The organism is Undibacterium sp. TJN25, from assembly GCF_049339885.1.
GTDB lineage: Bacteria > Pseudomonadota > Gammaproteobacteria > Burkholderiales > Burkholderiaceae_D > Undibacterium.
In genome coordinates this window covers 25,178-45,438 of sequence record NZ_JBMPPM010000009.1, presented here as the reverse complement: position 1 = coordinate 45,438, position 20,261 = coordinate 25,178, and the positions used below count along the sequence as shown (strand labels likewise).

General features: G+C 54.0%; 17 protein-coding genes and 3 tRNA genes. 14 read left to right on the top strand and 6 right to left on the bottom strand.

Going from position 1 to position 20,261, the window contains the following annotated elements; genetic code table 11:
• Positions 1-45: 45 nt before the first annotated feature.
• The 10 genes from ACO0LO_RS21180 (at position 46) to ACO0LO_RS21135 (ending at position 9,009) form a co-directional block, all read left to right on the top strand.
• Positions 46-122: transfer RNA gene (locus ACO0LO_RS21180), tRNA-Val, on the top strand.
• 213 nt (positions 123-335) lie between these two features.
• Positions 336-2,243, top strand: coding sequence for a threonine--tRNA ligase (thrS, locus tag ACO0LO_RS21175; protein WP_422967119.1), 1,908 nt, complete (start codon positions 336-338; stop codon positions 2,241-2,243).
• A 44-nt stretch (positions 2,244-2,287) separates the two neighbouring features.
• Complete coding sequence (infC, locus tag ACO0LO_RS21170; RefSeq protein ID WP_422967117.1) at positions 2,288-2,824, top strand: translation initiation factor IF-3; 537 nt, start codon at positions 2,288-2,290, stop codon at positions 2,822-2,824.
• A 162-nt stretch (positions 2,825-2,986) separates the two neighbouring features.
• Positions 2,987-3,184 (top strand): 50S ribosomal protein L35, encoded by a 198-nt coding sequence (gene rpmI, locus ACO0LO_RS21165; RefSeq protein ID WP_422967115.1) that lies wholly within the window; start codon positions 2,987-2,989, stop codon positions 3,182-3,184.
• 28 nt (positions 3,185-3,212) lie between these two features.
• Complete coding sequence (gene rplT, locus ACO0LO_RS21160; protein WP_188565803.1) at positions 3,213-3,572, top strand: 50S ribosomal protein L20; 360 nt, start codon at positions 3,213-3,215, stop codon at positions 3,570-3,572.
• A 185-nt stretch (positions 3,573-3,757) separates the two neighbouring features.
• Entirely contained in the window at positions 3,758-4,774 is a 1,017-nt protein-coding gene (gene pheS, locus ACO0LO_RS21155) for a phenylalanine--tRNA ligase subunit alpha (protein WP_422967113.1), read from the top strand.
• Positions 4,775-4,861: 87 nt separating this feature from the next.
• The gene (gene pheT / locus ACO0LO_RS21150; protein ID WP_422967111.1) at positions 4,862-7,288 is read left to right on the top strand and encodes a phenylalanine--tRNA ligase subunit beta; all 2,427 of its coding nucleotides are present in this window, start codon (positions 4,862-4,864) and stop codon (positions 7,286-7,288) included.
• Positions 7,289-7,446: 158 nt separating this feature from the next.
• Entirely contained in the window at positions 7,447-7,860 is a 414-nt protein-coding gene (locus ACO0LO_RS21145) for an integration host factor subunit alpha (RefSeq protein ID WP_422967109.1), read from the top strand.
• A gap of 8 nt (positions 7,861-7,868) precedes the next feature.
• Entirely contained in the window at positions 7,869-8,246 is a 378-nt protein-coding gene (locus ACO0LO_RS21140; protein ID WP_422967107.1) for a MerR family transcriptional regulator, read from the top strand.
• A gap of 331 nt (positions 8,247-8,577) precedes the next feature.
• Complete coding sequence (locus tag ACO0LO_RS21135) at positions 8,578-9,009, top strand: DUF4148 domain-containing protein (protein ID WP_422967105.1); 432 nt, start codon at positions 8,578-8,580, stop codon at positions 9,007-9,009.
• A 112-nt stretch (positions 9,010-9,121) separates the two neighbouring features.
• Here ACO0LO_RS21135 and ACO0LO_RS21130 read toward each other — a convergent pair whose 3' ends face one another.
• On the bottom strand, positions 9,122-9,904 hold the full coding sequence (locus ACO0LO_RS21130; RefSeq protein ID WP_422967103.1) for a glycosyltransferase family 2 protein: 783 nt from the start codon (positions 9,902-9,904) through the stop codon (positions 9,122-9,124).
• On the opposite strand from ACO0LO_RS21130, the gene ACO0LO_RS21125 reads away from it, so the two are divergent.
• Together ACO0LO_RS21125 and ACO0LO_RS21120 are read left to right on the top strand one after the other, a co-directional pair.
• A complete protein-coding gene (locus ACO0LO_RS21125) occupies positions 9,894-10,076 on the top strand; it encodes a hypothetical protein (RefSeq protein ID WP_422967101.1) in 183 nt (60 codons plus the stop codon). The genes ACO0LO_RS21130 and ACO0LO_RS21125 overlap by 11 nt on opposite strands.
• A gap of 10 nt (positions 10,077-10,086) precedes the next feature.
• The gene (locus ACO0LO_RS21120) at positions 10,087-12,210 is read left to right on the top strand and encodes a glycosyltransferase family 4 protein (protein WP_422967099.1); all 2,124 of its coding nucleotides are present in this window, start codon (positions 10,087-10,089) and stop codon (positions 12,208-12,210) included.
• A 9-nt stretch (positions 12,211-12,219) separates the two neighbouring features.
• Here ACO0LO_RS21120 and ACO0LO_RS21115 read toward each other — a convergent pair whose 3' ends face one another.
• Together ACO0LO_RS21115 and vioA are read right to left on the bottom strand one after the other, a co-directional pair.
• Complete coding sequence (locus ACO0LO_RS21115) at positions 12,220-13,524, bottom strand: glycosyltransferase (protein WP_422967097.1); 1,305 nt, start codon at positions 13,522-13,524, stop codon at positions 12,220-12,222.
• Between the two features lies 1 nt (position 13,525).
• Positions 13,526-14,629, bottom strand: coding sequence for a dTDP-4-amino-4,6-dideoxy-D-glucose aminotransferase VioA (vioA, locus tag ACO0LO_RS21110; protein ID WP_422967095.1), 1,104 nt, complete (start codon positions 14,627-14,629; stop codon positions 13,526-13,528).
• A gap of 575 nt (positions 14,630-15,204) precedes the next feature.
• Between vioA and ACO0LO_RS21105 the strand changes: the two genes are divergently transcribed.
• Together ACO0LO_RS21105 and ACO0LO_RS21100 are read left to right on the top strand one after the other, a co-directional pair.
• Complete coding sequence (locus ACO0LO_RS21105; RefSeq protein WP_422967093.1) at positions 15,205-15,945, top strand: hypothetical protein; 741 nt, start codon at positions 15,205-15,207, stop codon at positions 15,943-15,945.
• 83 nt (positions 15,946-16,028) lie between these two features.
• Entirely contained in the window at positions 16,029-18,266 is a 2,238-nt protein-coding gene (locus ACO0LO_RS21100) for a hypothetical protein (RefSeq protein WP_422967091.1), read from the top strand.
• Positions 18,267-18,512: 246 nt separating this feature from the next.
• On the opposite strand, the gene ACO0LO_RS21095 is transcribed toward ACO0LO_RS21100, so the two are convergent.
• The 3 genes from ACO0LO_RS21095 to ACO0LO_RS21085 all read right to left on the bottom strand — a co-directional run bounded on the left by ACO0LO_RS21095 (position 18,513) and on the right by ACO0LO_RS21085 (position 20,083).
• Positions 18,513-18,588, bottom strand: a tRNA-Asn gene (locus tag ACO0LO_RS21095).
• 72 nt (positions 18,589-18,660) lie between these two features.
• Positions 18,661-18,736, bottom strand: a tRNA-Asn gene (locus ACO0LO_RS21090).
• Positions 18,737-18,868: 132 nt separating this feature from the next.
• Positions 18,869-20,083, bottom strand: coding sequence for an aromatic amino acid transaminase (locus ACO0LO_RS21085; protein WP_422967089.1), 1,215 nt, complete (start codon positions 20,081-20,083; stop codon positions 18,869-18,871).
• Positions 20,084-20,261 lie beyond the last annotated feature (178 nt).

Sequence of the window (20,261 nt, the reverse complement as noted above, 5' to 3'; positions counted from 1 at the left end):
AAAAACTTTACCCCCCGGATGAACTTTGCTATAGTTTCGTTCTTCGGGCGGTTAGTTCAGCTGGTTAGAATACTTGGTCGACATCCAAGGGGTCGCAGATTCGAATTCTGCACCGCCCACCAGAATATTAATTTGTAATTCATTACATATAAGAGCGAGAAAGGCATCATGGTTATGACACCGCGAACTACGATCACTGCAACTTGTGAGCGACGCTAGTCGGGGTTCTTTTTCGTCTGTATGTATTGAAAAAAACGCGGCTATGCCGCGTTTTTTTTCGTCCGCATTTTTTGAGTAGTGTTTTTCAGCAAGACATTGCTGGCATGGAGAGCAAAATGATTTCAGTCCGACTTCCCGATGGTTCGCAGCGTCAGTTTGAGGCGCCAGTCACCGTAGCCCAGGTAGCAGCCAGCATAGGCGCAGGCCTGGCAAAAGCAGCATTGGCCGGCAAGGTCAACGGCAAGCTGGTGGATACTTCGCACCTGATCGATATTGATTCTGACCTGGCCATCGTCACTGACAAGGATGCGGACGGCCTGGACGTCATTCGCCACTCCACCGCCCACTTGCTGGCGTACGCCGTCAAGGAATTGTTCCCGGATGCACAGGTCACTATCGGCCCTGTGATCGAGAACGGTTTTTACTACGATTTTTCATACAAGCGTCCATTCACTCCGGACGACTTGCAGGCGATAGAAAAGAAAATGCTGGAACTGGCCAAAAAAGATGAGCCCGTCACCCGCAAGGTATTGCCGCGCGACGAGGCAGTGGCTTACTTCAAATCCATAGGCGAGGCCTATAAGGCCGAGATCATCGAGTCCATCCCGCAAGACCAGGATGTATCGCTGTACACAGAGGGCAGCTTCACCGACCTGTGCCGCGGTCCGCACGTGCCATCCACCGGCAAGCTGAAAGTATTCAAGCTGATGAAGCTGGCCGGCGCCTACTGGCGCGGCGACTCCAAGAACGAGATGCTGCAGCGTGTGTACGGCACAGCGTTTGCGAAGAAGGAAGATCAGGAAGCCTACCTGCACATGCTGGAAGAGGCGGAAAAGCGCGACCACCGCAAGCTGGGCAAGGCGCTGGATCTGTTTCACTTTCAGGACGAGGCGCCGGGCCTGATTTTTTGGCATCCTAAGGGCTGGACCATCTGGCAGCAGGTGGAGCAATACATGCGCAAGGTCTACCAGGATTGCGGCTACCAGGAAGTCAAAGGTCCGCAGATCCTGGATCGCACTTTGTGGGAGAGAACCGGCCACTGGGAAAACTACCGTGAAAACATGTTCTCCACAGAATCGGAAAACCGCCACTACGCGCTGAAGCCGATGAATTGCCCTGGCCATGTGCAGATTTTCAATTCCAATATGCGCAGCTACCGCGAATTGCCGTTGCGCTTCGGCGAATTCGGTCAGTGCCACCGCAACGAGCCTTCCGGCGCGCTGCACGGCATCATGCGCGTGCGCGGTTTTACCCAGGATGACGGCCATATCTTCTGTACGGAAGAGCAGATCCTGGCGGAGGTTACTGCCTTCCATCCGCAGGCCATGAAGGTGTACGCGGATTTCGGTTTTGAACAGATCTTCATCAAGATCGCTTTGCGCCCCGATAACCGCATCGGCTCCGATGAGGTATGGGACACTGCGGAAGAGGCTTTGCGTTCCGCCTTGCGCCAATGCGGCGTAAGCTGGGAGGAATTGCCGGGAGAGGGCGCGTTTTACGGTCCGAAGATTGAATATCACCTGAAAGACAGCCTGGGCCGCCCATGGCAGGTCGGCACCATGCAGGTTGATTTCTCGATGCCGGGCCGGCTGGATGCCGAATATGTATCGGATGACAACTCCCGCAAAGTGCCGGTCATGCTGCACAGGGCGATTGTTGGCTCCATGGAGCGCTTTATCGGCATCTTGATAGAAAATTATGCCGGCGCGATGCCATTATGGCTATCTCCATTGCAAATTGCAGTGCTGAATATCTCGGATGCGCAGGCCGACTACGCCAGGTCTGTTGCAGAAAACCTGAAGAAACAAGGGTTTAGAGTGCATTTGGATTTGCGTAACGAGAAGATTACCTATAAAATACGCGAGCATTCCGTTCAAAAACTGCCTTATATCATCGTGATTGGTGATAAGGAGAGGGATGCAAACACAGTGGCTGTGCGTACGCGTGGCAATCTGGACCTGGGGGTTATGCCTCTGGATGCCCTGGTGGACCGCTTGAAAAGCGAGATAGAAGCCAAGGCCTGACCGGATAATGCCAGGCGGTAGAGCACAGCCAATTTATTTAATTTTTGAAGGAAACTACAATAGCTACTGACAAGTCACATCGCATCAACGGTGAAATTACTGCGCCAGAAGTGCGCCTGAGCGGCGTTGAAAATGAAGCCCTTGGCATCGTTAAACTGGCGGAAGCCTTTCGCTTGGCTGAAGAAGCCAACGTTGATCTGGTTGAAATAGCGCCAACTGCGCAGCCTCCTGTCTGCCGTCTGATGGATTACGGCAAGTTCAAGTATCAGGAACAGAAGAAGGCGCACGAAGCCAAGCTGAAGCAGAAGATCATTCTGGTCAAGGAAGTCAAGTTCCGTCCGGGTACGGATGATGGCGATTACAATATCAAATTGCGTAATCTGACCAAATTCCTGGACGAAGGCGACAAGACCAAGATTACTCTGCGTTTCCGCGGCCGCGAAATGGCCCACCAGGAAATCGGTATGCGTATGTTGGAACGTCTGAAGCTGGATCTGGAGCCGTACGGCCAGGTAGAGCAGTTTCCCAAGATGGAAGGCCGTCAGATGATCATGATTCTGGCGCCTAAGAAGAAAAAGTAAGTAGATAAGATTTGTGATCGTTACGGGCAACCGTAACTGTCCAAATGGCGATGGACCCGATTTCATCGCCCAACAAGTGAGAGTAGGCATCCAAGTGCATCGTAATCGTTGCCACCTACAATCATGTTAAAAGTGGAGCTGTCGTAACAGACAGATAGTGTTATGCCAAAAATGAAGACGAAAAGCAGCGCCAAAAAGCGCTTCCGTGTACGTCCGGGTGGAACTGTCAAACGTGGTCAGGCTTTCAAGCGCCACATCTTGACCAAGAAAACTACCAAGAACAAACGTCAGTTGCGCGGTGCAGTCGGTGTCCATGATTCAAACATGGCTTCCGTTACTCGCATGATGCCAACAGCTTAACCTCATACTCAATATTTAAGGAGTTACTATGCCTAGAGTAAAACGTGGGGTTACAGCTCGTGCCCGTCATAAGAAAGTCCTCGACTTAGCCAAAGGCTATCGTGGTCGCCGCAGCAAGGTATACCGTATTGCCAAGCAAGCAGTCATGCGCGCTGGTCAATATGCATACCGTGACCGTCGTAACAAAAAACGCGTATTCCGCGCTTTGTGGATTACCCGTATCAATGCAGCAACCCGTGAACATGGCATGACTTACAGCGTGTTCATGAACGGCCTGAAAAAAGCTTCCATCGAACTGGACCGTAAAGTCCTGGCTGATATGGCAGTGATGGACAAACCGGCGTTTGCCGCGATTGTTAATCAAGTTAAGGCTAACCTGGCTGCGTAATTGTTGTGATTCGATGCCGCTGCGCTTCAGGCGCAACGGCAATCAGTGAGCGGGGCAAAGGTTAATTCCTGTGCCCCGTTTTATTTTCAGCTTGAGGCTGTTGCGGAATTACCCTTGCGCACGATTGGCCAGGCTAATCTCTCAACAACTTTTTGTTTTCGGCTCCCCGAAGCGGGAAAAATCGCATGAATCCCTTAGATCATCTCGTAACTCAAGCACGCGCAGATTTCGCTGCTGCCCAGGACGCTGCCGCCCTGGAAAATGCGAAAGCGCTTTACCTGGGCAAGACCGGCCAGATTACCGAGCAAATGAAAAGCCTGGGCAAGCTGGCGCCCGATGAGCGCAAGGCGCAGGGCGCGATCATCAATGCCATCAAGGAACAGATAGAAAACGCATTGACCGACAGGCGCGAAGCGCTGGCCAATGCGCAGATGCAGACACGCCTGAACGCTGAGGCCATCGACGTGACTCTGCCCGGCCGCGGTCGCGGCATGGGCGGCATCCATCCGGTAATGCGCACCTGGCAGCGTGTGGAAGAAATTTTCCGTTCCATCGGTTTCGATGTGGCCGATGGCCCGGAAATTGAAACCGACTGGACCAATTTCACCGCGCTGAACAGCCCGGAAAACCATCCCGCGCGTTCGATGCAGGATACCTTTTACATCGATGGCAAGGATACGCAGGGCAAGCAGCTGCTGCTGCGCACGCATACCAGCCCTATGCAGGTGCGCTATGCGCGCATGAACCAGTCGCCGATCAAGGTCATCGCCCCGGGACGCACCTACCGTGTGGACAGCGATGCAACGCATTCGCCGATGTTCCACCAGGTGGAGGGTTTGTGGATAGACGAACATATCAGCTTTGCCGACCTGAAAGGCGTGTACCTGAATTTCGTCAAGGCCTTCTTTGAAACCGACGACCTGCAAGTACGTTTCCGTCCTTCCTATTTCCCATTTACAGAACCGTCGGCGGAGATTGATATTGCCTTCGGCAGCGGCCCGCTGAAAGGCCGCTGGCTGGAGGTGTCCGGCTCAGGCCAGGTGCATCCTACCGTGGTAAGGAATATGGGCCTGGATCCTGATAAATACATCGGTTTCGCCTTTGGTTCCGGGCTGGAACGCCTGGCGATGCTGCGTTACGGCATCAGCGACCTGCGCCTGTTCTATGAAGGCGACTTGCGCTTCCTGAAACAATTCAATTAAATAAAGCCGCGGGTGCAGGGATGTCTCTCTGCATCATCGCGATCTGGATTTAAGTACCTTAATCAAGCACATTTCCACGGCTGAATTATGCAATTTTCCGAAAACTGGCTCCGTACCATGGTAGACCCGAAGATGACTTCGGATGAATTGGCGCACTTGCTGACTATGTCAGGACTGGAAGTGGAGGATGTTGATCCTGTCGCTCCGCCTTTCTCCAATATCGTCGTCGCTGAAATACTGGAAATCGCCAAGCACCCTAATGCAGACAGGTTGAATGTCTGCCAGGTCAATGCCGGCACCGGCGCGATCCTGAACATCGTTTGCGGTGCGCCGAATGTGCGTGTGGGCATGAAAGTGCCATGCGCGATGGTGGGTGCCATCCTGCCTCCGGGCGAAGACGGCAAGCCATTTGAAATCAAGCTGGGCCAGTTGCGCGGCGTTGAGTCGCAAGGCATGCTGTGCTCCGCGCGCGAATTAAAATTGTCGGAAGACCATGGTGGTTTGCTGGACCTGCCGGCCGATGCGCCCGTGGGCCAGAATTTCCGCGATTACTATCAATTGAATGACCTGAAGTTCACCATCAAGCTGACGCCGAACAAGGCTGACTGTCTTTCGGTGCTGGGCGTGGCGCGTGAGGTGTCGGCGTTGACCGGCACACCGCTGACAATGCCTGAAGAAAAGCAGGTTGCCGTTACGCTGCAAGACAAGCTGCCGGTCAAGATTTCTGCGCCGGACCTGTGCGGCCGTTTCAGTGGACGCATCCTACGCGGTGTCAATGCCAAGGCGCCGACGCCGGACTGGATGAAGCAAAGGCTGGAGCGCAGCGGCCAGCGTTCCATTTCCGCGCTGGTGGATATCTCGAACTACGTGATGCTGGAGCTGGGCCGTCCTAGCCATGTATTCGACCTGGACAAGATTCATGGCGGGCTGGATATACGCTGGGGAAAGCCCGGCGAATCGCTGAAACTGCTGAACGGCAATACTGTCAGCGTCGATGAGTGGGTGGGTGTTATTTCCGACGACAAGGAAATCGAATCGCTGGCCGGCATCATGGGTGGCGACTCGACTGCAGTGACGTTGGATACGCAAAACATCTACCTGGAAGCCGCCTTCTGGTGGCCGCAGTCGATACAGGGCAGGGCACGCCGCTACAACTTCTCCACCGACGCAGCGCACCGTTTTGAGCGTGGCGTAGATTTTGCGACGACGGTGGAACACATCGAACGCATCACCGCGCTGATCGTGGAAATTTGCGGTGGCGCCGGCCAGGTCAAGGTCGGTCCGGTGGATGACCAGATCGTCAACCTGCCGCAACGTCCGGCGGTGAAACTGCGTACTGCGCGCGCCGTCAAGGTCATCGGCGTGCCGCTGACAGACGAAACGATTGCCGACATTTTTACCCGCCTGGGACTGGCATTTGCGCAGACGCCGGGCGAGTTCCTGGTGACGCCGCCTTCGTACCGCTTCGATCTGGAAATTGAAGAAGACCTGATCGAAGAAGTCGCGCGTGTGTACGGTTTTGAAAACATTCCTGCCTTGCCTCCCGTGGCTGCCAACGCGATGCGCGTGGCGCCGGAAGAGCATCGCTCGCTGTTCACGATACGCCGCCAGATCGCCGACCTGGATTACCAGGAAGTCATCAACTACAGCTTCGTTGAAGAGGCCTGGGAAAAAGATTTCGCCGGCAACAGCAACCCGATCAAATTGCTGAACCCTATCGCCAGCCAGATGAGTGTGATGCGTTCGAGTCTGGTTGGCAGCCTGATTGCCAACGCGCGGTACAACCTGAACCGCAAGGTCAGCCGTATCCGCGTATTTGAAATCGGTGCTATATACCTGCGCAATGCAGACGTACCGGACGGCCCGCTGACAGTGGCAGGCTACGACCAGCCTAAACGCCTGGCAGCGCTGGCTTACGGACCGGTGGCGGATGAACAATGGGGCCAGGATACGCGCAACGTCGATTTCTTCGATGTGAAAGCCGACCTGGAAACCTTGTTTGCGCCGAAGGCATTGCGCTTTGTTAAGACTGAACACGCTGCCCTGCATCCAGGACGTTCCGCACTGATCGAGTGCGAAGGCAAGTCCGTCGGTGTGATAGGTGAATTGCATCCGCGCCTGCAGCAGAAATACGACCTGCCTCTGGCACCCGTGGTGTTTGAAGTGGATACCGCGGCATTGCAGTCTCTGGGTTTGCCGCAGTACCGTGATATTGCGAAATTCCAGGCTGTCACACGCGACTTGGCGCTGGTCGTCAAGCAGGCCGTTTCCGTGCAGGATTTGCTGGATGCGTTCGCTGCCGAGGCAAGTTCCAGTGAAGCGTGTAAAATCATGCAAGCCGTTGTTTTATTTGATGAATATCGCGGCAAGGGTTTGGAAAATGACGAAAAAAGTCTTGCTTTCCGCTTTACCTTGCAAGATACTCAAAGTACCTTGCAAGATGATAAAGTGGAAGCGGCAATGGCTGCCTTTATCGCGATTGCAAATGCAAAGTGTGCTGCAAGATTGCGTTGATAGAGGGAGACTTGATTCCCGGCTGTTTCGATAAGCCGAATTAATGAGCAAATTCGTTTTGCCGGGATCATTAAAAACACAGGCAGGGAGCTGCCTCAGCGACAGGCACGGTAGTGAATGTTGCTGAATTAAATATATGCAAGTAGGGATTAAAAATAATGAATGAAGTGACTTCCGCTGAGCTTCAATCGGTTCTGGATGCAGATTTGAATCGTGCGATGCGTGAAGCCAAGGCGCGCTCACAGGCTGAAAAAGACCTGCCGACCTTGACCAAGGCCGAGCTGGCGGAACTGCTGTTTGAGCAAGTCGGCCTGAACAAACGCGAAGCCAAAGACATGGTGGAAACCTTCTTTGACGAGATCCGTAATGCGCTGGAAAGAGGCGAGGCAGTCAAGCTGTCCGGATTCGGTAATTTCCAGTTGCGCGACAAGCCGCAACGTCCTGGCCGTAACCCTAAAACCGGGGAAGAAATTCCTATTACGGCACGTCGCGTTGTGACTTTCCACGCCAGCCAGAAACTGAAGGGCATGGTGGACGACGTCGGTGACCAGCCTCTCGCCCATGCCGCCTGACCTGATCTATGAGCGAACATAAGATAGAAGCTTTTGTGTTGCCGCCTATCCCGGCGAAGCGCTATTTCACGATCGGTGAGGTGAGCGATCTATGCGGCGTCAAACCGCATGTGCTGCGTTACTGGGAGCAGGAGTTTACGCAGCTCAAGCCGGTCAAGCGTCGTGGTAACCGCCGTTATTACCAACATCATGAAGTGCTGCTGATACGCCGCATCCGCGAGTTGCTGTATGAGCAGGGGTTTACCATTAATGGCGCCCGCAACAAGCTGAACATGCATGTTAACGGTAGCGCCAACGATGCACAACTGGATGCCGTGGCCCCGCCCATGAACCTGCTCGCCATCCGCGACGAACTGACGTCCATCCTTTCTCTTCTGGCCAGGTAAGCAAGCACCGGTGCCTATGCTCTTCGCAGTGGATGCGGAGAGTGTTCGTTGCCGTTGTATTTCCTCGTTGCATATCCTCTTTTTTCAATTTCTGGCTTGCCGCGCAATTTGCTATTGCCGCATTGAGTGACAGGCGCATCAGGCTATTCTGCGAGACGGTTTTACGCCGACAAACGAATTAAAATCCGTGTCAATTTGTAAATGTCGTGAGCTAGTGTGGCAAACTTGCCATAGTGCCCCTGCGAGGTGGGGTATCCGTTTTGTATTTATGATATAAAGGTCTGTGCTCAACACTAACGGAGTGCGTTTGTCTCTCAACAAAAGGAGAATGATGATGAAAAGAATTTTGCCGATTCTGGTAGCACCTGTCGTACTGGCATTCAGTATGTCTGCTTTTGCACAGGCTTCTGCACCAGCAGAAACGACAAGCCCTGCTTCTGCCAGCGCTAAAGCGGGCAAGACACGGGCCGAAGTCAAAGCGGAAACCAAGGCTGCTGCGAAGTCAGGGGAACTGAACAAAAACGTGGACGTGCCTGAATTGCCGAAAAAAGCAGCCAAAGGTTCCGGCAATACCCGCGCGGAAGTGAAAGACGACGTCAAAACAGCGCGCAAGTCCGGCGAACTCGACAAGAATCTCGACCTCGATCCTTTGCCAGTGAAAAAAGGCGACAAAAACAGCGGCAGGACACGCGCTGAAGTCAAGGCGGAAGCCAAGGCAAATGCCAAAGTCAAAGACAGCGTCGATATCCCCAACAAGCAATAAGCTGGATGGGTATTGCATCGCGTGAGCGATGCAAGGCAGTAAATCAAACGGGCCGTATCCGTATACGGCCCGTTTCCATTTTATGCAGGCTGCACGGCGTTAGCCGCTTGCGTCAGAAATGCTCTATCGGGAGGTCGACGCCGGCGCCGGCCAGCAGCGTCTGCCGGGCAAGCCGCGTTTCCTGGTTCGGCGCAGCGTGCTTGCTGTACAGCAGCAGCATGACCTCGACAATTTTCTCATCATGCGTATTCCCCCGGCGCATATTTTCCGGGGCAGTGGCGCCGCTCTTGTGGATGACAACCGAGTTCACAGGCAGGTAGCCCAGCTTTTTTCCTTTCAGGCAATCCAGCAAAAAATCCCAGTCTTCATAGATGATCAGGCCGGTATCGTATCTGATAGGGGCGACCACTCTTTTATCGTAAACCAGGCAGCTATTGGGAATGCGGTTGCGCACATAGACGCTGTCTTGCGTCACGTCGGCAATCGAGACATCGACAGTAGACAGGTGCTGCGGCGGCGATACCGTGCGGTCTTCATTGCGGATCTTGAAGTCGCAAAACAGGATGTCCGGAGATGTGTTTCCTATGCCGTCAGCCAGCGATTGCAGGTGGCCCGGTTCGAAGGTATCGTCGTCATCCAGGAAGATCACATACTTTGACCGGACAATATCCAGGCCCATGTTGCGGCTCTCCGCCGGGCCGCCAATACCGCTGCCGCGTATCAGGTACACATAGCGGTCGGCCAGCTGCGCCAGTTCTTCATAAGGGGGTAGATAGGCGGAAGAATCGGCGACGATCACCACCGTGAAATCCTTGTACGTTTGCGCGACCAGCGATTGCAAAGTGCGGCGCAGCAGCAGCGGACGATCGTGGGTAGGAACGATAATGGTAAACATGCTGCACTCCATGGATGATACTTTCATTGATCAAGATAAAGCCTGCTTTAGCCGTCGCATAGTTTACCGGATAATCTGCGCGCCGCCGCAAATCTCCGGCTCTGCAGACGGGCAAAAATTGCCTGTGCCGGCGCGCGATGATATCCTCATCGTCAATCTTACCCAGATATAAGAATCCCGCAATGCCTATCGCGCTCCCTGTTAGCAAGAACGTACTGATCGTCTGTAGCCACTTCTGGCCTTCCATAGGCGGGCTGGAGGTCAGCATGGGCCAGCTGAGCAGCGAACTGGTGCGCGCTGGATACAGTGTCACCGTGATGACGCTGATGTTCCCTGGCCGCGCCAGCGATGTTCACAATGGGGTAAGAATTGCCAGCGTCAACGCGCCTGAGTTTTCTCTGGCGATACGTAATGCGGTGGCTTCCGGCGAATTCGGCGCCTGTATCCTGATCCAGGATCCGCTGGGCAATATCGTCTGGAGCGTGGAGGGCCTGGATCCACCGCCTCAGACCAGCGTTTTTATCCAGCCCATCATCAATGAAGACGGCTATGCCCGCTGGAAGGACAATGCCGATTTCAGCGGTCGCCTGACGGCCATCCTGAAGGCGGCCGATGCCGCGCTGGTAATGACCAGGAGCGGCCCCGATACCCGCTATATGCAGGGAGCCGGCATAGAGCCGGTCTACTTGCCGAACGCAGTCAGCCAGATGGCGCCGGCGGGCGATTTTCGCCGCCAGTTCGGCATTCCCGAAGACCGTTTCATGATCCTGCACGTGGCAAACCTGTACTGGGTCAAGAACCATGTGGGCCTGATCGATGCATTGCCTGATCTGCCTGCATCGTGGCAGCTGGTCATGATAGGCAACCTGACCGGGGCGGCCGATTGCGTCAGCACGGTGCAGGCAAAGCTGGCAACGCGGCCTGATATTTTATTCATTCCCGGACTGCCGCCGGAGTGGATATCGGCGGCGATGGAGGCCTGCGATGTCGCTGTGCTGGCATCGCACGGCGAAGGCTCTCCGATCACCTTATTGGAAGCGATGTCGCACAGCAAACCCTGGCTGGCCACGCCGCAATGCGGCGCCGCCAATGACCATCTGGGAGGGCAGATTTGCGACCTGAAGGATTTCAAGCAAACGCTGCGCGTACTGGCAGATTATCCCGCCATCCGCCGCGAGCTGGGGCAGATCAGCTATGCTCACTGGGAACAATGTTATTCATGGCCGGTGGTACTGCGCGGATGGACGGACCTGATAGAACATGGCCAGCTGCAGCGTGAATTTGTTCCCGGACCGGAGCTGGCCGCCCGCATGCAGGCGGCGCAGACAACGATAAGGCAAGCGCTCTTGCTTGGGAGTCAAAATCGGCAAAGCCAGGCAAGCGACGCGGTTTTCAGTGGCGCCGTAGAAAAACCGGCGCCGGGCCGTCCGGCACTTGGCGTGCTGATGGACAAGCGCGGTGATCCAAAAGGAGGCTGGGTAGCGAAGCTGGCGCATGAGCTGGGCAGTGATTTTCGTGTGCAAATAGTGTATGCGCAGGAGGAACCGGACCTGTCCTGTCCCGGCATCGATATCGTGCTGGATTTTTCCGGACGCGAGAGCTTGCCCAAGGAGTGGGGCATGTCGCCGCAGCGGCGCGTGCGTTACCTTGATGCGGGTGCGCCGCCGGACCTCACGCCGGACAATGCTGCAAGCTATATCGCTTCCTCGCAGGAGATTGTGGCGCGGTATGCTGCCAGCCACGATATCAGCCATGGCGAGGCGGGCGTCGATTTTGCTGTGTATAAGGCCGAGGCCAAGGCCGATGCCTATCGTAGCGGCCCGGTGCTGTTCGGCTGGGTGGGCAATGTCAACCATAACAAACAGGAGGTTTTCGATCTGTTGATCCCGGCCATGGGCGAGGACATCAAGGTCGCCATTGCCGAGCCCGGACAATCGCCGCACGTCATGGCGCAGTTTTTTCAATCGATTGATGTGCTGTTGATTTTGTCTGATGCTGAGCCGCATCTGCCTCTACTCATGCAATCGATGGCCTGCGGGGTCTTCCCTGTCAGTGTGCGCGGTGAAAATCACAGTCTGCTCATCGGTCAGGAAGAGTCCGGGCAGAAGGGCTTACTGGTCGAGCGCTCGACTGAAGCCTTCCGCACGGCGATGCAATGGTGCAGTAGCAATGGTGCCGATGTGCGCCGGGCGGGCCAGCAAAATACCGTTGCGATGGCTTTGTCGCACAGCGTACAGGCGGCTAGCGGGGCCTGGAAAGAGGTACTGTGGCGCACGCTCAGGAAAGCGGAGAGTGCGCCGCAATAGCGGATCCAGTCAGATTGCGCGCTTGATCTTGATATTGGCGTCGGCGGGGATCAAGCCCAGCCTTTGCCCGTGATGTTTCAGGTTGATCCAGCTTCTGCGTTCCTGCGGAAAAATGGCAGGGTCGCTGGAAGTGTGGTCATCGTGGATGCGGAACTCGCTCAGCATATCCATCAGAAATACGACATCGCCCCTGCTGAGCAAGTTCATATACATTGCCACATCGCCAGCACCATACATCGGCGTTCCTGCGAAAGTCATGACGCATTCCGGTATGGTCAGCGCATCATCGCGGCGGAACATGACTGATGATGGCGGCCCGATGAAGTTACGTCCTGTCGCGAGTGTAAAGGCGGCCAGGCTAAGTCCGCTGATTTCGCAGCTGGCAGTAGCTACCGAGATGGCTTGTGATTCTATTCGCTCCCCGGCTGCATTGATGGTAAAGCGCCTTGAGATCAGTAAATTCGCGGCGGGGCACTTTTGCATTCCGGCCACCATGCGCTCCACACAATCCGGCAAAAGGAAATCGTCGTCATACAGCGGTTTGATCAACTGGCCGCGTGCTTCGGATATGCCGCGAGTCAGGCTCATCGCCTCGCCCAGGCGCGGCGTATTTTTCAGATAGCGTATCCGGTCCGGAGCGCCGCTTGCCTGGATAAGCTGGTAGATGTCGTCGTTACCGCTATCGTCCAGCACCAGAATTTCGATGTGCGGGTAAGTCTGGTTCAGGGCGCTGGCAATTGCCGGCCCAAAATACCTGGCCCTGTAGCCTGGAATAACAATGCTTACCAAGGGTTCGGTATCGAGGGGATGTTTTCTTGCCGAAAATTCCATCGCCAGGCTTCCGGTGCCACTGTCGTGACGTACCCCACCATCCAGGCCCGCAAATTGGGCTGCACGGCGGAGATCCTCCGCATTGTAAAGCCGTTGCCGGCCGTGGCCGCGTATTTGCTCGTCAAGATACTCAGAGCGGCTGCCCAGCCATCCTCTGTCCGCGCTGCTTTCGCCGGCCCCGCCTTGCATTTGCCAATCTGCTGCCACGTAGGTAGCGATAATCGTATCCAGATCAGGCGTATCGATACGCAACAGGCCTTCCTGTGTCAACACGCGCCTGCATTCTCGCAGCAAAGCCAAGCCTTGTGCCTGGCTGAGCGTTTCAATGAAATGCTCGCAATGGATGCCGTCCACAGAGCTGTCTGCAAAAGGCAGGCCCTGCGTCACGTCGCAGGGTACTTCCGCACCGGGAAACTGGCCTACGCTGATAAAACCCGGCGTAGCAGAGGCTGCAGCGCCAATGTGCAATAGACGGTTTGCCATATCAGTTTCCGCGAATCACGGAGATGATTTTTTCCTGGTCGGCCAATTCCAGTGTGGGATAGATGGGCAGGCAGATTACCTGATCCGCGGCTTCGCGCGCCACCGGCAGCCCGGAGCGCGCCGCCGAAGGAAGCCCGCGATACATGGGGAAATCGCTGATCAGCGGATAGAAATAACGGCGTGCAAAAATACCGTTGTCCCGCAGCTTCTGGTACAGCGCATCGCGGCTCATCGGGTATTCCGGTTTTACCATGATAGGGAAATAGGCGTAGTTGGCGACCTTCTCGCCGGCGCCGGGCACGCAATAGATGCCTGGCACGTCCGCCAGTGCATTGCGGTAATGTGCGTCGATCACCTTGCGTTTTTCCAGCGCGCCCTGTATGCCCTTTAACTGCAACAGGCCTAGCGCCGCATTGAATTCGCTCATCTTGCCGTTGATGCCCGGCGCGACCACAGTCACTTCATCGACAAAGCCGAAATTCTTCAGGTGGTCTATACGCTGCTTGGTCTTCGCATCGGGGCAGATGATGGCGCCGCCCTCAAAGGTATTGAACACCTTGGTTGCGTGGAAGCTGAGCACTGCCAGGTCACCATAGTTGAGGATGCTGCCGCTATCGTTCTGCACGCCAAACGCATGCGCCGCGTCGTAAATGACCTTCAGTCCGTAAGTATCGGCGATCTTTTGGATGCGCTCTACATCGCAGGGGTGGCCGTAGCAGTGCACCGGCATGATGGCGGTAGTCTGAGGCGTGATGGCTGCTTCGATAGCGTCCGGATCCATGTTCAGCGTCACTGGATCGATATCGATAAACACCGGTTTCACCCCGGTCCACAACAGCGAGTGCGCTGTTGCGACAAAAGAGTAGGGGGTGGTAATCACTTCGCCGGTAATGCGCAGCGCCTGCAATGCCGTGATCAGCGCAATCGTCGCGTTGGTGAACAATGCAATGTGCTTGACGCCCAAATATTCGCACAGCGCGCTTTCCAGCTGCTGATGGAAGGGCCCGCCATTGGTCAGGGTCTTACTGTCCCAGATCTGTTGCAGATAGGGGATGAATTCTTCCAGCGGCGGCAGGGCCGGCTCGGTCACGTAAATTGGCTTCATTGAGTGCTTTGGAATATGCATTGCATTGTTAGTGTCGCCGCGCGCAAGCGATCATTTGCGGCTGCCTATATAACTTCGCATCATCTCGCACAGTAAGACCTTTTGGCAAGTATCGCCTTGGCGCCCGTCAAAGTATGAAATTGACGATCTTAATAATAAAAACATCATTTCTCCTTAAAAACTATTGTTTATTTGAAATGTTTGCATTATATTATTTCTGAAGGCTGGCGCTTCTGATAACTCCTTCTGGCAAGAAAATGATTTTAAAAAATACACTTGCTACCTTAGATCGTACCGGGGCTTGCTTTCATCCGCGCTGCTTGGCGATTGGGATGCGGTCGGCCAGAGTGAACCAGGCCGTTCTTGTAAATAAAGCCACGAGTAGCCATCGTAAATAAGGTCAGGGATTACTATTTCAGAGGCTCCTGCGAGTAAATTTTTAATGCCAAGAATGATCCATTGAAGCCTTATCTAATCTGTAGAGTTGAACATGTCCAAAGATATTCCTGACGTCCTAAGCATATGGCCGCAACTCCCATTGGATGCATCAACCAAAAAACAAAAGGGGAATTCGCTTGACTGCTGAGAACGACAAAAAGCCCTTGAGAGGGTTTGCCGGCTTGTCTGCGATGGCGTCCGATTTGAACATTGCCGTTGCCCCGGCGAAGGCTATGCCGAAACAGGGCAGGAGCGAGGCCGGATGGCCGGATACCAGGCTTGTACATGAAGCGAATGGCACCGTGCGGCTGCAGCTATTTTTTCGGTCCCTGGGCGGGCTGGTGATCTTCAGCATTGGCGCTGTGGTGCTTATATGGGTGGTGTATACGGCAATCGATTTTATGTACTCCATCAAAAACTCTTCTGGCATGTCAAGTGCCGGGGAAAATGCTGTGCCTGCGAATAAGCCTGCTGCCGTGCCGACTGTACCGACTGTACCAGTTGTACCGGTTGTAAGGAAGCAGGCACCATCGCTGCCTTTTGATGCCCACGGTTTACAGGTAGAGCTGGCTCCCATCGGGACGGGGCATGAGCTTTCAAAATCGCAGCTCAGATACTGCCTGATTCTAAAAATCAGAATTGAGGCTGGCTTGCCACTGGCGATGCCCAACCGCGAGACGGTTGATCTTTTTAATACCTATGTTGATGCGTACAACAGCCGCTGCCTTAACTATTTGTATAGTAAGTCAGAGTTGCGAATTGTTGCCGAGGAAGTTGAGCGGCAGCGGCAGGCTTTTGCAGCAGATGCACTGGCAGCCTTCGCACCGCACGCCATTGATTTTTCTGATCTGCCGAGGTCGAAACAGCGTAGTAAATAAAAATGTATCGGTTACTTTATTTGTCTGCGTTGTGCCGATCCTTAGTCTGCTTCCCAATCCGGTAAAAAATAATACGATTGCCCATGACTGCTATTCATCACTATAACTGTTCCAAATGCGATTTCACTTGTGCTGAATTTTCCCCGGAAGTGCGGTTTGTGGCCCGCGTTTATGAATTTGGCCAGGACCGCATAGCGCCGCTCTTGAGAAGGCAGGCGTGGTGCGAGCATTGTCAGTTGCTGACACAGGCTGAGCGTATTCCGTCTTTGTCTGATATCGAAAAGCAGGTTGCAAGCTATCAAAAACTGCTTTCGGGTGAGGGCGGGTTTGATCGATATACGCTTGCTTTAAAAAAGCTCGCCGAAAAATACGTCGCGTATGCGCAGCTATGGAAAGAATGGGCGACAAGCCATGCCCGCAGGCAGGGCAACTGCCTCAATTGCGGGCATGCCGTCGATGCGTTGCCGGCTTCCGGTGCCAACGATGCCGGAGATACATATATGCATGCAGATTGTGGAGGCACGCTGTACCTGAAGCAGGTTCTGGATATTGAAGAAGGGCAAAGCGAGGGCCCGGAAATACTTAGGTATTCACCAGATGGGATAGTGTCTACAGTCCCTGTGCGTGTATCTGCCTCTGGCGTGCACCTTGGAGCGTCTCCGACAAAATACGTCGAACTACCCGCAGGCAAGGGGAGCTCGCTGCATAGGAATCCGTTTTGGCTATTGGACGCGAGTCCGCGAGATAGACAGCAACGGATTGATGCTTTGGCAAAAGAAAAATCCCATGAGCTGGGGAGCGAGGTTTGCCAAAAGGCCAGAGCCGTTCTTTCGGATCCGCGCAGCCGCCTGCACTTTGAAATGGCGTGGCTGCCAGGTGTTCCTGCTGACAAAGCGGTTCAATTATTAGACTTGCTTATACGAGATCCTTCGTCTGTCCGCATTGAAAAAAACTTGCCTTCGTTGGCATATGCCAATCTGATAGTTGCCGCCTTTGAACAGATAGATTCACGGTTCCCGACCGCTGACGTGGTGAACCACATCGAAAAGACGGCTCATATTGTCGAAACCATTGACTTGGAAGATGTCAGAGCGGATATCAACGCAGATCGCCGGATGGCGGAATTCACTGAAGTCAGCACCGCGGAAGAATTGAAAGAGGGGCTGGAGGAGCGCAAGTTTTATTTTCATCAAGCGATGAGTGAGACGTTGAGCCGGTTTCCCACTGATTCGCTGATTGACATCATGACTAAGTTAGTTGATAGCGCGACCGGCCATGGCCTGAAGAAAGCGAGGCCATTGATCAACAAGCTTGTCACCAGTTACGAAGCCGAAAGCCGAAATTTTCTGAACAAGGAAAAAGAAAACATCCAGAAACTCATCCAGGCCATCCGGGATTTCTCCGGCTATGGAGAGGCTGGAATAAACCGGTTTGTCGACGAGCTGCAGCGCGTGGCGCGCAATTGGGATTATATAGCACGGCCTTTGCAGTATAGCGCCAGTTCCAGCGGTAAAGAGCACAAGGAAAGCGAGGAAGTGACGTACCAGATTCACGTCCTTGCCGTCGAACTGTTTAACGAGCATGACATGCAGGACAGCGCCGTGCGCCTTTTCAGCCTGCTTAAGGAGTCTTTTTCCTGTTTACCGGGATTGATGCAAAGGCTCGCAAAGGATAGTGTGGCCCTTGAGCAGGCGGAAAGAGAAATACAAGCTGGAAAAGCAGCGGATTTGGCCGGGGAAGACGGAATCAGCTATAGCGCCAAAATTGGTGTCTTCAGAAGATTGCTGAGTATTTCTTCAGGGGAGCTAAGCTGGGGCAAAAAAAAATACAAGCTCAATGAAATTACCCGCTTTCGCAGGGGATATACCGGTCGCAGCCTGTTTAACTTCAACCGCCCTGTTTTCTTTGTTGCTTTCGGAGATGAAAGTTCTGAAGCAGTTGCTGTATTCAGCAACTATAAAATCTACTCACAATTTGCCGAAGTGCTTTCGCAGGCCATAGGCGCGCGCATGACGGAAAATTTTCTTATCGCGATGCAGCAAGGTAAGCGCATCCAGTTCGGCGACGCTATTGTCCAGGACGAGGGTATTACGGTAATCACGCATCGACTGATGGCTAAAAACAAAATTACTTTCGTGCCCTGGCTTCAGGTAGTTATGTGGGCGGCAGATGGCTGCTTCTACCTTGCCAAGGCGAATGATAAGAAAGTGCACGTCAAGCTGCCGTACAGGGATGTAGACAATGTCATCGTCCTGGATACCGTGATTTCGATGGCGATACAGGTTGAAGGAATAAAAAAATTAAGCGAATTATTGAAATGAGGATATGTTGAATCTTCTAAATGCCAAAGTTCGCATAGTGCATTCTTTGGAAGGTTTTATCGATGGCTCGTCAACGCTATCCGGATGGTTTGTATGCAAAAATATGAGTGTACGTTTTTGTTAGCCAGTTCGACATCAGTATGCCCATGTCGGCCATCACGCGAGCATGGTGGCGCTCTACGAAGACAAAAGATAAAAACCAAAACAAAAAAGCACTTAGATGATTAATCTAAGTGCTTTTTAATTTGGCTCCCCGACCTGGACTCGAACCAGGGACCTGCGGATTAACAGTCCGTCGCTCTACCAACTGAGCTATCAGGGAATAGAAGAAATGATGATCTTCGTTAAACTTTTTACTGCATTTTTTCTTGCGTATTACATGCTGCGAATTCTGTGGCTCCCCGACCTGGACTCGAACCAGGGACCTGCGGATTAACAGTCCGTCGCTCTACCAACTGAGCTATCAGGGAACAGAGACAAAGATTATATGCGGCTTTGTTACTCTTGTCAAAAACTTTTTGCTGGAAAACTCTTGATATGGAAGAATTTTTTGCATGGCCGCGGCTCCGGTTTAGCTGTGCCGGAACTGCGGCCAGATCGGCTTACAAGACCTTGGCGATCGCGTCAATAACGGTATTGATATTTTTGCTGTTCAGCGCAGCGACGCAGATGCGGCCTGTGTCTACGGCGTAGATGGAGTTGTCGTCGCGCAGTTTTTCTACCTGGGTTTTGGTCAGGCCGGAATAAGAAAACATGCCGCGCTGCTTGATGACGAAATCGAAATCATGCGCCGGTGCTTTCTCTTTCAATTGCTGCACGAACAGCTGGCGCATTTCGCGGATGCGGACGCGCATGCCGGCCAGTTCTTCTTCCCACAGTGCGCGCAGTTCCGGCGTTGCCAGCACGGTAGCCACGACCTGGCCGCCATGGGTAGGCGGGTTGGAGTAGTTGGTGCGGACCACGCGTTTCAGTTGAGACAGCACGCGGGAGGCTTCCTCCGCAGTGGCTGCGGCGATGCTCAGCGCGCCTACGCGTTCGCCATACAGCGAGAAGGATTTGGAGAAGGAGTTGGACACGAACAGGGCGCCGCCGGCTTCGGCAAAGCGGCGTACTACCTTGCCGTCGGATTCGATGCCGTCGCCGAAGCCCTGGTAGGCCATATCCAGGAAAGGAACCAGACCGCGCTGGGTGACCACCTGGATCACTTCGGTCCACTGGTCGTCTGTCAGGTCGGCGCCTGTCGGGTTATGGCAGCAGGCGTGCAGTAGTACGATGGAGCCGCCTGGCATGGTTTTCAACGCGTCCAGCATGCCGGCGAAATTGACGCCTCGGGTAGCTGCATCGTAGTACGGATAGTTGTTGACGACAAAGCCTGCTGACTCAAACAATGCGCGGTGATTTTCCCAGCTCGGGTCGCTGATCCATACTTGTGAATCCGGCGAGAAGCGTTTCAGGAAGTCGGCACCTATCTTCAGTGCGCCAGTACCGCCGATGGCTTGTACGGTGACCGCACGTTTCTCTTGAACTACGGCGCTGTCGGCACCAAATACGAGTTCTTGCACTGCCTTGTCGTACGCTGCCAGGCCTTCGATGGGCAGGTAGGTACGCGGCGCCAGTTTTTCCATCAGAATGGCTTCCGCCTTGCGTACGCACGCTAACAGAGGGACCTTGCCATTATCATCATAATAAACGCCTACGCCCAGGTTGACCTTGGCAGGGTTTTTATCGGCATTGAAACCTTCAGTGATGCCCAGGATCGGGTCGCGTGGAGCCATTTCGATGGCTGAAAACAAGGGGGAGGAAAGAGGAGCGTTCATCGTGATAGTATGGAAAATTATCTAGTGGTGCGGTTGATATAATGCTAAAAAGGCTAGAAATGAGTCTAGTATTGCCGGTTTCCAAGAGTGCAGCGGGCAGTGCGTATCTCCAGCCCGGGCAGATAGAGGATTTGTCCTGATTGCGGGAACAATGATTTGCAGAGGCGGCTCCTGCCCT